Source organism: Pannonibacter phragmitetus, assembly GCF_050510895.1.
GTDB classification, from domain to species: Bacteria; Pseudomonadota; Alphaproteobacteria; order Rhizobiales; family Stappiaceae; genus Pannonibacter; species Pannonibacter phragmitetus_B.
Map to the genome: position 1 here is coordinate 3,594,933 of NZ_JBNINT010000001.1, position 12,411 is coordinate 3,607,343.

The window sequence follows — 12,411 nt, forward strand, 5'->3', positions numbered from 1 at the left end:
GAAGGTCAATGAAAAAAACAGCAATCAGGTAAATGCCACGGCTCGATGAGCTTGCCTCATCGAGCCGTGGCTAAGCCCGTGCGGCGATTGAGCATCTTCAAGGCGCGATGCGTCAGCATCGAAAGCCTTGATATAGATGCTGCGCCAAGACAGAGATCCGGACCTGGAACAATGACGCCAAAGGCCAAACTGACCCGCGCCGAACGCAAGGCCCTGCGCCCCGCCCAGATTCTGGATGCGGCCTTTGAGGAATTTGTGACACACGGCTTCACGTCCGCAAGGGTGGAAGACATCGCCGAGCGCATCGGCGTGACCAAGGGCACAGTTTATGTCTACTTTCCCACCAAGGACGAGCTCTTCACCGCAATGCTCAATCACATCGCGGTGCCGCTGGAAGATCTGGCAGCAGAGACCCGCAGCCTCACCGGCACCTGCACGGAGAGACTGAGACAGCTCATTCTGCTCTGCTATGAGAAGGTGGTGACGGACCGGCAAATGCGCGAGCTGATGCGCTTTGTCATTTCGGAGAGCAGCCGTTTTCCGCAGGTCATCGACATGCACCACGACCAGTTCATCAATCCGCTGATGGAGCAGATCCAGCACCTTCTCGACGAAGGCATCGCCTCAGGCGAATTCCGCAAGAGCCCCGCCGCCACCGCCAGCGTCATCGCAAGTCCAGTGCTGGCCATGATGGTCGAACAGCTCATCTTCGCCGGCCGCCAGCCCATCGACCTCGACACCCACATCGCCGGGCATCTGGATCTGGTGATGGCGGGGTTGCGGGCGTAGAGGGCGGGGAGCTGCAAGCGCTGGCCCATTGAGGGGCTTCGGCTAAAGGGAGGGGCCAGCAAAAAATCACGTCAAATGTCGGGCGACTAGACGTTTCGCTCCCAAGGCCAAATCGTCGCCACGCCGAAATTCATGGGACAGCTGGCTCCAAGGTTTAAGCCAGCTCGTGTAGGTCTGCGTCTGCATCATCGCCGCCCGGAACCTCGTCAAGCCGCAATGCCTTTACTCGATCAGCAAACACGCGGCGGAACTTGGCAAGCTCGCCCACGATCCATGCATGTTGGCGGGGCCAGTCAGCCCGATCCGCCACATCGGCATTGGGAAGGTGAACAGCGATCCGGGCCGCCACCCGGTCGGGTAGAGGTTGCCAATCCAAAGCCCCATCATAGGCCGTGTCGATGATGTAACGCTCGGCCATCAGCGCATTGAACGCCTGATTGGGTGGCATTCCCTTCTGCCGCATATAAAGTTCGACACGCAGCGTCTTTTCTGTTCGGTTCGCCACAGCGGAAATCTGGAACCCGGTGCGACCGATCCGAAACGGCAGCCACTGGCGCGGCCATGCCTTGGGGAAGCGATGCTTCTCCCCGATGCCTCGTAGACCTCGCGCATCGCCAGCCAGTATTCCTGATACAGTGCCCCTGTCTCGCTTACAGCCTCGCTGGAAGCCCGCCGCACAGCCTGCCTTGCCTGTCGCGCCCAGTCGTTCGGCATGGCCACCACGTTGAAGCGAGGGGCCGGGTCACTGCCCCCGATCCGCAGCACCTCGATCTCCACCCCAAAGAAGTCATAGCCGTCGACGGTGCTGCGGTTCAGCCAGTCGATGGCGGCACGGTGCTCTTCACGGAACCGGATCGAGACCCAAACGATGGTTGCCTCGTTGTTACCCAGCCCCGCGAGATAGGTCAGCACCTGCCCAAGGTGGCGGTGATCGGTCGGTTCAAGCTGGTTCTCGATCAGAACCTGTGCCCCGCCCTCGTCCACCGCGACGATATCCGCCGAGAAATCCCCGACGCTGAGTTCCGTCGATTGCAGCGTCAATTCGCCCAAATGCAGCGCCTCGCCAAGCGCCGCGAGGTTCTCTTCTTGCGCCAGCCATGGGGTGAAATCCCCGGCCTCGTTGCGCCAGACGGTGCGAATATCGACGGTTTCGATCTTGCCCAACCGCATCGCTTACCTCACGCAGCCCAGAAACATCATCACGATCCGATAGGCCGGTTCGTAGCAGGCCAGCACCCTTGGGTCGGGGTCCACTTCCCCGTGCAACAGGGCGTTGCGCATGGCGTAGATCGTTTCGATCAGCCCTGAGAGCAATTCCTCTGGCGTGCATTGAAACTCCATGGCCCCAACTTGCAGGCGGTCGGCCCCGCCGCGAAGCAGGTCGCGCATGGGGCGCGGGTTGCAGCCGTCATAGAACTGCCGCAGGGTCGTTTGCTGGGCTTCCGACAGGTTCGCGGCAAAGTCGGCGTGGCCATAGACCAAGTTGGGTTCATATTGCGCCTGCACATGCTGGAACTTCAGGTTGCCACTGCGAACCGAGGTGACAGTGATCTGGATGTTCCCGCCTGCAATCTTCTCGGCTTTGTATTCCTGCCCGCTGCGCTCGATCCGTTCGCGGTTGAAATGCTTGGGCGCGATGCAGACGCTGCGGAGCGAGATTTGCTCGTTCACGCCCTTCCGCGTCACTTCGAAATGGATATCATCCAGACGGATTTGCAGGTCCGAGATCGCCAATTTCAACGCCTGCGCCTCTGCGGTGTCGTTGTCGTTACGCAGCAGAGCCAAGACGCCACGGCGAACCGGGTTCGGCTGACCCTTGACCCAATCCAGCATCGCCCGTTCCTGCGCCTGTGCCGACGCATGACGGAACCAAGCATTGAACGCGGCCCAGGCTTTGACGAAGGGGCCGATGTAGTCGATTTCGGCACGGTTCATCCAGTCGGCGGCGTGGGGAGGCAGCGCCATCAGATCGCCCCCTCTGCTTGGTCAAGGTAGGCCATGGCGGCGGGTTCCCCGTCCTCAATCGCAATCTCGACGGCTCGTTTCGCCGCCTCCAACAAGTCATTGGCGCGGCGTTCTTCATCGAATGCGGACAGGATTGCGGCCCTTACCGACTGCTGCACCGTATCCGGTGCGTCCCAAATCATGATCCGGGCAATGTCGGTCGGGTAAAGTTCAATTTGCCCTGACGACCCTTTGATGTGCCGCTCGATCTGCCACTGCCCAAGCGGGCTGTTCAGGAATACCGACAGATATACCGGGTCAACGGCATCCGCCCGAAGCACCGTTACATGATTGTCTGGTAGTGCCCGTGTTTGATGCAGATACGGCGCGGCACGGCCAATGGTTCCAACCCCTGTGCCGTTCAACAGCACGTCGCCAGTCTCAATAATAACTGGCGAACCACTTTCCGAGGCGGCTCTGTTGTCTTCAAGGATCACGCGATGGGTGCGGACATGCTTTGAGTTGATAACAGGCAGTCCCGTTTCGTCATACTGCGGCTGCCTACCTCTGGCATTAACGGAAAGGATCGCGCCAAGTTCGACTGCCCTACCCGTTGCTTGAAGTCTGCCTGCCACCTCGGCGAACAACGGCCTGAAGTACTGTGCATCAAACCGGCCCGAGGCGAAGACATCCGACGCACGGGCGGTGTAGGCGAGCGGTTCGGGTGGGGTCCAGTTGGCAAGGTCGAGGGCGGCAAGCAAGACCTCCTCGGCGGCCTGCACTGTCAAAGCTGCTCCAACCTCCATCTGCACCGATCTGTCGACAACTGCATCAACGCGCCCTTCGAGAGCGCCAAAGCGGGGAATGAGCATGTCTGCCAAATAAGGCGGGGCAATGTGCGGCTGGCCAGCGCCGTAGCCACCCCTAAGAACAAGCGGCTTGCCCTTCGCACTTTCAAGGAAACTACTTAGGTATCCAGACGGAATTGATGGTTCCCGCAATACGAGAATATCAGCACAGGCGAACGCCTCGAAGTCCTCCTTCCATGGCGCGGCTTGGCCAAAGTTCGCGCCCGTCCGCGTAACAAGAACGTCATTCCTATTCAGCTTGTTTCGAGCAACGACCGAGCGCAATTGCGAGGGCATGAAACGCGGGTCCGACATTTCAGCGCGGTTGGACCGAACGTTTTTCGCCATAACGGTGAGGAGACCCTCATCTTCATACTCGCGCACCACTTCGATAGGATGCTGAATTTTTTCGCACAATTCGCGCAAGGGGTCGTGACGAGCACGCCGAATTTCTTTCAATGCCATCATCGCTGGCCGAGAAAAGAATTCTGCGTCGAAGCGCAATCCGGGGTTTAGGTCTCCTACGGCGGATAGCCGCAGTATCGACGCTTCAAGCCCCTCCAACAGACCGATTAGGCGGCCTTGGTCGAAGGGGCGTCCGGAAAAAACTGAAGCCCTCCTTGCGGGCGAATTCCTCAAAGGCTTCCGCGATCCCGTCCTCGGTCAGGCCATCGTGGTTGAACAGGTCATGCGACACGACGAAATGGCCGTGCGTGTCGCGCATGAACGTGCCGTCCGGGTTCTTGCGATAGACCTTGCGGCCCGAGTTATCGACGCTTTCCACCTGCTGAGTGGCGAAGAAGATGTCGTAATCCTCGACCTTCGGGCACAGCGGCCCCTTGGAAGCATCGTCATTCCACTTCTGCACCAGCAAGACGCTGGTCTTGGTGCCCGTGTGCGGCTTGAAAGTGTTCGGGTGCAGCCCCACCACGGCGAGGATGCGGCAGCGTTCCATGATGAACTCGCGCATCCGTTTGTCGGACGAGTTATTGAACCGCCCCTGCGGCAGGACAACGGCCATCCGCCCACCGGGCCGAAGGAAATCAAGGTTGCGTTCAACAAACAGAAGGTCACGGGCAACGGCAGTTTCGCGCTTGCCGTTGGCCTTTTCGGCCAGATCATAGGGCGCGAGCATGTCGGACTGCTTGATGTCCCCCGCGAAGGGCGGGTTCGCCATCAGCACATCAAAGCCGAAGCTGCGATAGCTGGGGCTGTCTGCAGCCTCGCCCTTTTCCTTCACGCGCAGCTTCCGCAGCCGCCGCCAACCATCGCCGTAGGTGTCGAGCCATTCGTTCTGCTTTGCGGTCTCGTCCCACTTCGTCCAGTCGAGCGTATTCAGGTGCAGGACGTTGGTTTCGCCGTCCCCCGCGATCAGGTTCAGGCAGCGCGAAACGCGGACGCTTTTCTCGTCAAAATCGATGGCGAACACGTTGTCGCGCACATAGTCGATGCAGCGGTTCGGCTTGGCCTCCATGGTGAAAAGGTGGCTTTCCTCGCGCCCCATGGCCCGCATGATCTGCCGCCAGACATGGAACATGCTGTGCACGGTGAACCCCGCCGAGCCGCAGGCGGTGTCGATCACCGTCTCACCCTCTTTCGGGTTCATCATCTTGACGCACATGTCGATCACCCAGCGGGGGTGAAGTACTGGCCCTTTTCACCCTTGGACGATTTGGAGACCAGGTATTCAAAAGCGTCGTCGATCACGTCGAGGTTGGAATTGAACAGCTTCCATTCTTCCAGCGAGCCGACGCAGACTTGCAGGTGGTCTGGCGACAGACGGATGCGTTCATCGTCAAGGAAGACGCCGGGCCATTTCCTTTTGGCTTCGTCGAACAAGCTCTGGATCGCCACCTTTAACTGCGCCGCCGTGTTCTGGTTGCGAAACCGCAGGGCATTGCCCAGCCGGTGCGAGTTCATCTCGTCATAGAGCTTGGTGAAGATCAGCTTAAAGACTTCCTCGAAGACATCGACCCCGGCGTTGGCCAGAACCTCGTCTTCCATGTCCTCGATCAGATCGCGCAGGGAGCGGGCGAACTTGCCTTCCTTCACCCGCTCTTCCTCAAGGTCGATCAGAGTCTGGATGGTCCAGGGCTGATCCACGACCTGTTCGATGGTCTGATCTGCGCGGGGCAGTTCATGGATCGGCATGAAGTAATTGGGGTTCTTGCGGTGCCAGACCTCGGCCAGAATGCCGTCACTCCACACGGCCAGCGGTGCGCCGGTGGCATGGGCGTAGGACCGAAGCTGTTCCTTGCCATCCTTATACTTGGCCTGCTTCACCTCGACGATGATGTAGGGGACGGTCGGGCGGTCAGCGTCGAACACCACGATGTCGGCTCGCTTGGAACTGTCACGCCCGAAGGTGATCGGGTATTCGATGGCGATGCGAGACCGGACATAGCCCAGCTTGTCAATCAGGCGGGCCAGCCAAAGCTGGCGGGTGCGTTCCTCGGGCTTGAGTTGCACTTCCTTGTCGCGGACGAGGCAGGTCACATATGGCACTTGCTTGCCCCGGTTCTCGCGCATTACCACGCGGGCATCGAGCGCACGAACCTCTTCTTCGGAAAACAAAACGAATTCGCTGAATTCTGCCGCGATCTTATTCATTGGATACAACTCACACTTCCTTGCGCCACGATCCCCCGCGCTTGGGCGTCCGGCCTGTTTTGTCCATTTCTACTCTCCAGATTGCCGTTTTAACAAGGCTGGAGGGTCAATCCGTGAGGTTTTTCAAATGCGTGGCACACCGCCTCAATCACAATAGCGCCCCAGCTGCGTTGCCGTCGCCCCAGCACCTCTCCTATAGCGGGTGAGAATCAGGTCCGAGGCGTAGCCATAGGCCGCCTTGGGGTCGAATTCCGCCCCGTTGAGGCGGTCGCGCAGGATGGTGAAGACTGGCCTGCTGCCGGTTTCACAGAGCGTCGTGGCGCTGCCAGTGGTGCGGCGATGGCCTGACCGGCCACTTTAAATAAGACGCGCTCTATTGCCGGAACTCCTGCCGCAAAAGCCGCTGGGCACCGGCGGGCAACACCCACGGCGGCACGTTGCGACGCATGACCGTACGGGCCAGCGTTCCGGCGCCCGCAAAGCAAGGCTTATCGAAGTGTGAGATTATTTTGGTAGGTACATTTTTAGGCTAAAATAATAATAGCAGCCAATCAGACGAATAAAATGGCGGAGAGGGTGGGATTCGAACCCACGGTACGGTTGCCCGCACAACGGTTTTCGAGACCGTCCCGTTCAACCACTCCGGCACCTCTCCGCGGCACACGTCAAACGTGGTCTCAAGTGGCGCGGAACATAGACAAGCGTTCCGACCCCCGCAAGAGGCAATTTCGGCTTTTGCCGGTTTTTTGCCATGCACAGCCGGGACCGGCAGAAAGCCTTGAGCGGCAAGGGGTTGAAGGTGTTTGGCGCTGGCCGTACGGCGGCAGGGGCGCATGCAAGAAAGACAGCAGACGCCACTTGCCGGAGCCGCACGCGCCCCGGTGCAGACTGTACGGGACCGGCACACGAGGCGCCGTCCCGGACGAAGCGCAGCGGAGATCCGGGAACCACTCATTCGCAGAGCGGCCGGTGGAGCGGCCGGTGGAGCTTCCGGCGGCAACCCGTTGCCAAGGCTCAGGACGATGGCACCTCTCTACAAGCGAGTAGTCGCCGGCTCGCGCTGCGCTTGGCCGGGGCGACCCGGTGCGTCCTGGCGGCGCCGCACCTGACGGTCAGGAGAGCAGCAGCGGGGAAAAGCTGCCGCACCATACCTGCCCCGTTTGCCGGAGCAGGAAAAATGGCGGTTTGCGGCGGGTTGCGGATTGACTTTTCTTTTATCACGGCGTTATACAGCCTCTGCTCAGTGAAATGGGGCCAATAGGCTCTGTGCATTGTGCTGTCTCCCAACCTCCAACCATCCAGCATTGCTGCCGGTTTTTCCGCAGGGCTGGCTGTTCCCCAGGAAAGAAATCCCGGCATGGGCCAAAAGGCCTGAGGCGTGTTTTTGACTGGCGGGAGGGACCGGGAGATACGGCAACAGAACGAAAAAAGGACGTGCAAGACATGTTCGCAGTGATCAAGACCGGCGGTAAGCAGTACACCGTCGCACAGGACGACCTCCTGAAGGTCGAAAAGCTCGACGCCGAAGCTGGCGCCACCGTGACCTTTGAAGAGGTCCTGATGGTCGGCAACGGTTCCGAGACCACCGTTGGCGCGCCGCTCGTGGCTGGCGCCACCGTGACTGCGGAAGTGGTCGACCAGGCCCGCACCCGCAAGATCATCATTTTCAAGAAGCGCCGCCGTCAGAATTCCCGGCGCCGCAACGGTCACCGTCAGTCTTATACGCTGGTCAAGGTGACGGCCATCTCCACCGGCGACGCAAAGCCGGCGAAGAAGACCACCAAGAAGGCAAAGGCTGAGGAAGCTGCTGGCGAATAATCGCCGCCACCTCAGCGCAACTTGAACAGCGAAAGACGAGGAGTTTCGTCATGGCACACAAAAAGCAGGCGGTTCATCCCGCAACGGCCGCGACTCCGCTGGCCGCCGCCTCGGCGTCAAGAAGTTCGGCGGCGAAGCCGTGATTCCGGGCAACATCATTGCACGTCAGCGCGGTACCACCTGGCATCCGGGCAACGGCGTTGGCATGGGCAAGGATCACACCATTTTTGCGACCGTAGAGGGCAAAGTGGAATTCCAGGCCAAATCCAACGGCCGAACCTTCATTAACGTGCTGCCGGCAGCGGTAGCAGCGGAGTAAAGCCGAGTGAAACCATGTTCGCCGGCGTCCTGATCGACCCGGCGGTTCTGGTGAACCGGTCAAAGTTAAAGGGGAGATGGGACGCCATCTCCCTTTTCGTTTTTCTTTGACCGGAGGAAGTTATGGTTGTCGAGAGTGAAGGATACTTAGACGAAAGCAGTCTGGTTGCGGCCCGGATGCCGCTGGAAGGGGTTCGTGTCCGGCTCGATACGCCGCGCAAGGACGATCTGGCAGACATTGTATTTCTCGCCAACAACCGCAAGATTGCCTCACATCTGGCCACCATGCCCCATCCCTTCGCTCTGGAGGATGCGCGGGCGCTGGTGCAGAAGAGCCAGATGGCAACTCCCCATTACGCAAGTTTCGCCATCCGTCTGAAGGCCACCGGGCGCTTCATCGGCCAGGCGAAGTATGCCGCAGCCGAACCCGGCGGTCCGATCCAGGTCGGTTATTGGCTGGGCGAGCCCTTCTGGGGCTGCGGCTTTGCCACAGAAGCGCTGCACCGGCTGGTCGATCACGCCTTTAGCAACGGTGACATGTATGAACTGCACGGCAGCTGCCGGGTCACCAACCCGGCTTCACGCCGGGTGCTGATCAAGAGCGGCTTCCAGTACCGTGATCAGGGCATGGCCCGTTCGCTGGGGGCTGGCGGCAATGTGCCCATCGAGCGCTTCGTGCTGGAGCGCTCCGTCTGGCGTTCGCTGAAGCAATGGGGAGGCCGGTCATGAGCCGCTTGCCGGAACTGCGTACCCGCCGTCTCATCCTTCGCCCCTTGCGCGGAGAGGACTCGGAAGCCATCGCCCGCCTGTGCGGGCAGGAATTCGAGGTTGTCCGCTGGCTGACAAGCATGGCTTGGCCCTATGAAGAGGGCTCGGCCGAAGCTTTCACCGCCAGGGCCATGACCTGCGATCCGGTGGAGGAGGCTGCCGTCTTCGCCATCACGCTGGGCGGCGTCTTCATCGGCGTCATGGCGATCGACGCGCCGGGCGAACTGGCGGAAGCGGCAGGCTGCCCGACCATCGGCTACTGGCTGGGCCGCCCCTTCCAGGGCTTCGGCTATGCCGGAGAAGCCGCGGAGGCGGCACTCGACTGGGCCTTTGCCGCCCATGGCTGCCCCGCTGTCGCAGCGCGGGTGTTCGAAGAAAATGCCGCCTCGCGGGCACTTTTGCGCAAGCTTGGTTTCCAGCCGGAAGCCATCACCGAGCGCTATGCAAGGGCACTGGACCGCAAGGTCCGCAACATCGTTGTGCGGCTGGATGGCAAGGCCTTCCGCCAGCGCAAGGCAGCAGCCTGATGGGCGCGGCGGACAGCAGCGGCAAATGGCAGGGCCTGCCGCTCGCCACACCCCGGCTGACCTTGCGCCCGGCGCGGCCCTCCGATGCCGTTGATATTGTCACGCTTGCGGGAGATATCGAAGTCTCCCGCACGCTGGCCCGTGTGCCGCATCCCTATACGGCTGCCCATGCGCAAGCATGGCTGCAGGCGGCGATGGATGGGACGGATCTGACGATTGTCAATCTGGTCATTGACCGGAATGATGCCCTCATTGGCTCGATCACGTTTCGCGAGTTGCACGCAAGCCCCCTGATCGGGTATTGGCTTGGCCGCCCCTTCTGGGGTCAGGGCCTGATGAGCGAAGCCCTGAAGGCTGCGCTTGGCTGGTTCTTTGCCGTCACAGATCATGAGGCTCTGGAGGCAGAGGTCATGACAGGCAATGCCGCGTCGCTGGCTGCGCTGCGCAGGCTCGGGTTCCGCGAGACGGGCACCGGCACTTGCGCCAGTCTTGCCACCGGCACGGCGGCGGCTTCAATCCGCACACGCCTTGAGCGCGCGCGTTTTATGGAATCTAGTGATGCCTGACGCGCGGGCAGCAGAAATGGACATGAGATGAAGTTCCTCGACCAGGCCAAGATTTATGTACGCTCCGGCAATGGCGGCGCCGGTGCCGTCTCCTTCCGGCGGGAGAAGTTCATCGAGTTCGGCGGCCCCGATGGCGGCGACGGCGGACGCGGCGGCGACGTGTGGGTTGAATGCGTCGAGGGCCTGAACACACTCATCGACTACCGCTACCAGCAGCATTTCAAAGCCGGAACCGGCATCCACGGCATGGGCCGCAACCGCACGGGCGCCAAGGGCAACGATGTGGTGCTGCGCGTGCCGGTGGGTACGGAGATCCTTGAAGAAGACAACGAGACGGTCATTGCCGACCTGACCGAGCCCGGCCAGCGCCTGCTGCTGCTGCGCGGCGGCAATGGCGGTTTCGGCAATGCCCAGTTCAAGTCCTCCACCAATCAGGCACCGCGCCATGCCAATCCGGGCCTTGAAGGCATCGAGAAGTGGATCTGGCTGCGCCTGAAGCTGATCGCAGACGCGGGCCTCGTCGGCCTGCCCAATGCAGGCAAGTCCACGTTCCTGGCGTCCGTATCTGCGGCCAAGCCGAAGATCGCCGACTATCCCTTCACCACGCTGCATCCGAACCTCGGCGTGGTCGAGCTGGACGGACGGGGCTTCGTGCTGGCCGATATTCCGGGCCTCATCGAGGGCGCACATGAGGGCACAGGTCTGGGCGACCGCTTCCTTGGCCATATCGAGCGCACCCGCGTGCTGCTGCATCTGGTCGATGGCTCGGGCGTCGAAGATCCGGCTGAAGCCTACCGTGTGGTCCGCGGCGAGCTGGAGGCCTATGGCAACGGGCTGGAAGACAAGCCGGAGATCGTCGCCATGTCCAAGGCAGACGCCCTGTCGCCGGAGCTGCGTGCCGAACGGGCGGCCTCGCTGGAAGCAGCCTGCGGCCGCAAGCCGCTGATTCTCTCGTCGGCCAGCCGCGAGAATGTGGATACGGCGCTGCGCATGATCATCAGAGCAATCGACAAGGACAAGGAGGACGCCGCAAACGAGGTTCCCTCCCGTCCTGAAGAGGGATGGCGTCCGTGAAGCAGGCAACCCGGCAGCTTGGCGAGTTCAAGCGCATTGTTGTGAAAATCGGCTCGGCTCTGCTTGTCGAGAACGGCAAGCTGCGGCGCGAATGGCTGGAAGCCATCGTGGATGACATCGCCGCGCTGGCTGAAAAGGGCTGCGAGCTGCTGGTCGTGTCCTCCGGCTCCATCGCGCTGGGGCGCGGCGTGCTCGGCCTGCCACGCGGGCCGCTGAAGCTGGAAGAAAGCCAGGCGGCTGCCGCTGTCGGCCAGATCGCGCTGGCTCAGGCCTATTCCGAGTGCCTCGGCCGCAAGGGACTGAAGGCAGGACAGGTTCTGCTGACGCTGGGTGACACGGAAGAGCGCCGCCGCTATCTCAACGCCCGCGCCACCATCGGCACGCTGCTGCGCATGGGCGCGGTGCCGATCATCAACGAGAATGATACGGTCGCCACTTCGGAAATCCGCTACGGCGACAATGACCGGCTGGCCGCCCGCGTCGCCACCATGACGACCGCCGACTGTCTCGTGCTGCTGTCGGATATCGACGGGCTCTACACCGCCCCTCCGGCCACCAATCCGGACGCCGTGTTCCTGCCCGAAGTGCCTCGCATCACGCCTGAAATCGAGGCGATGGCGGGCAGCGCCGGATCGGAGCTGTCACGCGGCGGCATGAAGACCAAGATCGACGCGGCCAAGATCGCAACATCTGCCGGAACGGTGATGGCGATTGCCTCGGGCAAGCGCATGAACCCGCTGCGCGCCATTGATGAAGGCGTGCGCTGCACGTGGTTTCTCGCCGCATCCACGCCCGCAACGGCCCGCAAGGCCTGGATCAACGGCCATCTGGAGCCTCGCGGCGATGTGCAGCTGGATGAAGGGGCCGTTGCAGCGCTCAAGTCCGGCAAGAGCCTGCTTCCCGCAGGTGTCACTCACATTTCGGGTGGCTTCTCACGCGGGGATACGGTCAAGATCCTCTCCCCGGAAGGCCGGGTGCTGGGGCGCGGCCTTATTGCCTATGACGCCGCCGAGGCCCGCATGATCGCGGGCCGCAACAGCCGTGAGATCGAAGCCATCGTGGGCTATCCAGGCCGCGCCGAGATGATCCACCGCGATGATCTGGCGCTGGACGACGCCCAGTTTGAGAGAGAAGCCTAAGGAACATCCG

Annotated in this window: 13 protein-coding genes, 1 tRNA gene and 1 pseudogene; 8 read left to right on the forward strand and 7 right to left on the reverse strand. The window is 61.5% G+C overall.

Translation table 11 applies throughout. The annotated features are described in order from the left end of the window. The first annotated feature begins 171 nt into the window (after positions 1-171). Positions 172-789, forward strand: a complete 618-nt coding sequence (locus tag ACQB61_RS17220) for a TetR/AcrR family transcriptional regulator (RefSeq protein ID WP_430513617.1) — start codon at positions 172-174, stop codon at positions 787-789. 154 nt (positions 790-943) lie between these two features. Here the strand turns inward: ACQB61_RS17220 and ACQB61_RS17225 are convergent, their stop codons facing one another. The 7 genes from ACQB61_RS17225 to ACQB61_RS17255 all read right to left on the reverse strand — a co-directional run bounded on the left by ACQB61_RS17225 (position 944) and on the right by ACQB61_RS17255 (position 6,846). Beyond that, on the reverse strand, positions 944-1,324 hold the full coding sequence (locus ACQB61_RS17225) for a DUF4268 domain-containing protein (protein WP_430514403.1): 381 nt from the start codon (positions 1,322-1,324) through the stop codon (positions 944-946). After that, positions 1,207-1,959: a hypothetical protein gene (locus ACQB61_RS17230; protein WP_430513618.1), complete on the reverse strand. Its 753-nt coding sequence runs from the start codon at positions 1,957-1,959 to the stop codon at positions 1,207-1,209. Before ACQB61_RS17230 ends, ACQB61_RS17225 begins: the two co-directional genes overlap by 118 nt. Before the next feature lie 3 nt (positions 1,960-1,962). Then, positions 1,963-2,754, reverse strand: coding sequence for a hypothetical protein (locus tag ACQB61_RS17235; RefSeq protein ID WP_430513619.1), 792 nt, complete (start codon positions 2,752-2,754; stop codon positions 1,963-1,965). After that, positions 2,754-4,085 carry a hypothetical protein gene (locus tag ACQB61_RS17240; protein ID WP_430513620.1) on the reverse strand — a complete coding sequence of 444 codons (1,332 nt, stop codon included), beginning with the start codon at positions 4,083-4,085 and terminating at the stop codon, positions 2,754-2,756. The genes ACQB61_RS17235 and ACQB61_RS17240 overlap by 1 nt, the downstream gene beginning before the upstream one ends. 46 nt (positions 4,086-4,131) lie before the next feature. Further along, entirely contained in the window at positions 4,132-5,202 is a 1,071-nt protein-coding gene (locus ACQB61_RS17245; protein ID WP_430513621.1) for an HsdM family class I SAM-dependent methyltransferase, read from the reverse strand. A 5-nt stretch (positions 5,203-5,207) separates the two neighbouring features. Further along, on the reverse strand, positions 5,208-6,191 hold the full coding sequence (locus ACQB61_RS17250) for a type I restriction enzyme HsdR N-terminal domain-containing protein (RefSeq protein ID WP_430513622.1): 984 nt from the start codon (positions 6,189-6,191) through the stop codon (positions 5,208-5,210). Between the two features lie 565 nt (positions 6,192-6,756). Further along, positions 6,757-6,846, reverse strand: a tRNA-Ser gene (locus tag ACQB61_RS17255). Between the two features lie 788 nt (positions 6,847-7,634). Between ACQB61_RS17255 and rplU the strand changes: the two genes are divergently transcribed. The 7 genes and pseudogenes from rplU to proB all read left to right on the forward strand — a co-directional run bounded on the left by rplU (position 7,635) and on the right by proB (position 12,401). After that, entirely contained in the window at positions 7,635-8,009 is a 375-nt protein-coding gene (gene rplU / locus ACQB61_RS17260; protein ID WP_430513623.1) for a 50S ribosomal protein L21, read from the forward strand. Positions 8,010-8,067: 58 nt separating this feature from the next. Then, a pseudogene (gene rpmA / locus ACQB61_RS17265) lies at positions 8,068-8,328 on the forward strand (50S ribosomal protein L27); the annotation flags it as partial. Between the two features lie 122 nt (positions 8,329-8,450). Then, a complete protein-coding gene (locus ACQB61_RS17270; RefSeq protein ID WP_430513624.1) occupies positions 8,451-9,056 on the forward strand; it encodes a GNAT family N-acetyltransferase in 606 nt (201 codons plus the stop codon). Beyond that, positions 9,053-9,622 carry a GNAT family N-acetyltransferase gene (locus tag ACQB61_RS17275; RefSeq protein WP_430513625.1) on the forward strand — a complete coding sequence of 190 codons (570 nt, stop codon included), beginning with the start codon at positions 9,053-9,055 and terminating at the stop codon, positions 9,620-9,622. Before ACQB61_RS17270 ends, ACQB61_RS17275 begins: the two co-directional genes overlap by 4 nt. Further along, positions 9,622-10,188, forward strand: coding sequence for a GNAT family N-acetyltransferase (locus tag ACQB61_RS17280; RefSeq protein ID WP_430513626.1), 567 nt, complete (start codon positions 9,622-9,624; stop codon positions 10,186-10,188). Before ACQB61_RS17275 ends, ACQB61_RS17280 begins: the two co-directional genes overlap by 1 nt. Before the next feature lie 27 nt (positions 10,189-10,215). Further along, a complete protein-coding gene (gene obgE, locus ACQB61_RS17285; protein ID WP_430513627.1) occupies positions 10,216-11,262 on the forward strand; it encodes a GTPase ObgE in 1,047 nt (348 codons plus the stop codon). Then, positions 11,250-12,401: a glutamate 5-kinase gene (gene proB / locus ACQB61_RS17290; protein ID WP_430513628.1), complete on the forward strand. Its 1,152-nt coding sequence runs from the start codon at positions 11,250-11,252 to the stop codon at positions 12,399-12,401. Before obgE ends, proB begins: the two co-directional genes overlap by 13 nt. Positions 12,402-12,411: the final 10 nt, after the last annotated feature.

Excerpts from the sequence above, each read along its gene's own strand:
- ACQB61_RS17220 (WP_430513617.1), top strand. The coding sequence starts at position 172 with ATGACGCCAAAGGCCAAACTGACCCGCGCCGAACGCAAGGCCCTGCGC.
- ACQB61_RS17230 (WP_430513618.1), bottom strand. The coding sequence starts at position 1,959 with ATGCGGTTGGGCAAGATCGAAACCGTCGATATTCGCACCGTCTGGCGC.
- ACQB61_RS17235 (WP_430513619.1), bottom strand. The coding sequence starts at position 2,754 with ATGGCGCTGCCTCCCCACGCCGCCGACTGGATGAACCGTGCCGAAATC.
- ACQB61_RS17245 (WP_430513621.1), bottom strand. The coding sequence starts at position 5,202 with ATGTGCGTCAAGATGATGAACCCGAAAGAGGGTGAGACGGTGATCGAC.
- ACQB61_RS17250 (WP_430513622.1), bottom strand. The coding sequence starts at position 6,191 with ATGAATAAGATCGCGGCAGAATTCAGCGAATTCGTTTTGTTTTCCGAA.
- rplU (WP_430513623.1), top strand. The coding sequence starts at position 7,635 with ATGTTCGCAGTGATCAAGACCGGCGGTAAGCAGTACACCGTCGCACAG.
- ACQB61_RS17270 (WP_430513624.1), top strand. The coding sequence starts at position 8,451 with ATGGTTGTCGAGAGTGAAGGATACTTAGACGAAAGCAGTCTGGTTGCG.
- ACQB61_RS17275 (WP_430513625.1), top strand. The coding sequence starts at position 9,053 with ATGAGCCGCTTGCCGGAACTGCGTACCCGCCGTCTCATCCTTCGCCCC.
- ACQB61_RS17280 (WP_430513626.1), top strand. The coding sequence starts at position 9,622 with ATGGGCGCGGCGGACAGCAGCGGCAAATGGCAGGGCCTGCCGCTCGCC.
- obgE (WP_430513627.1), top strand. The coding sequence starts at position 10,216 with ATGAAGTTCCTCGACCAGGCCAAGATTTATGTACGCTCCGGCAATGGC.
- proB (WP_430513628.1), top strand. The coding sequence starts at position 11,250 with ATGGCGTCCGTGAAGCAGGCAACCCGGCAGCTTGGCGAGTTCAAGCGC.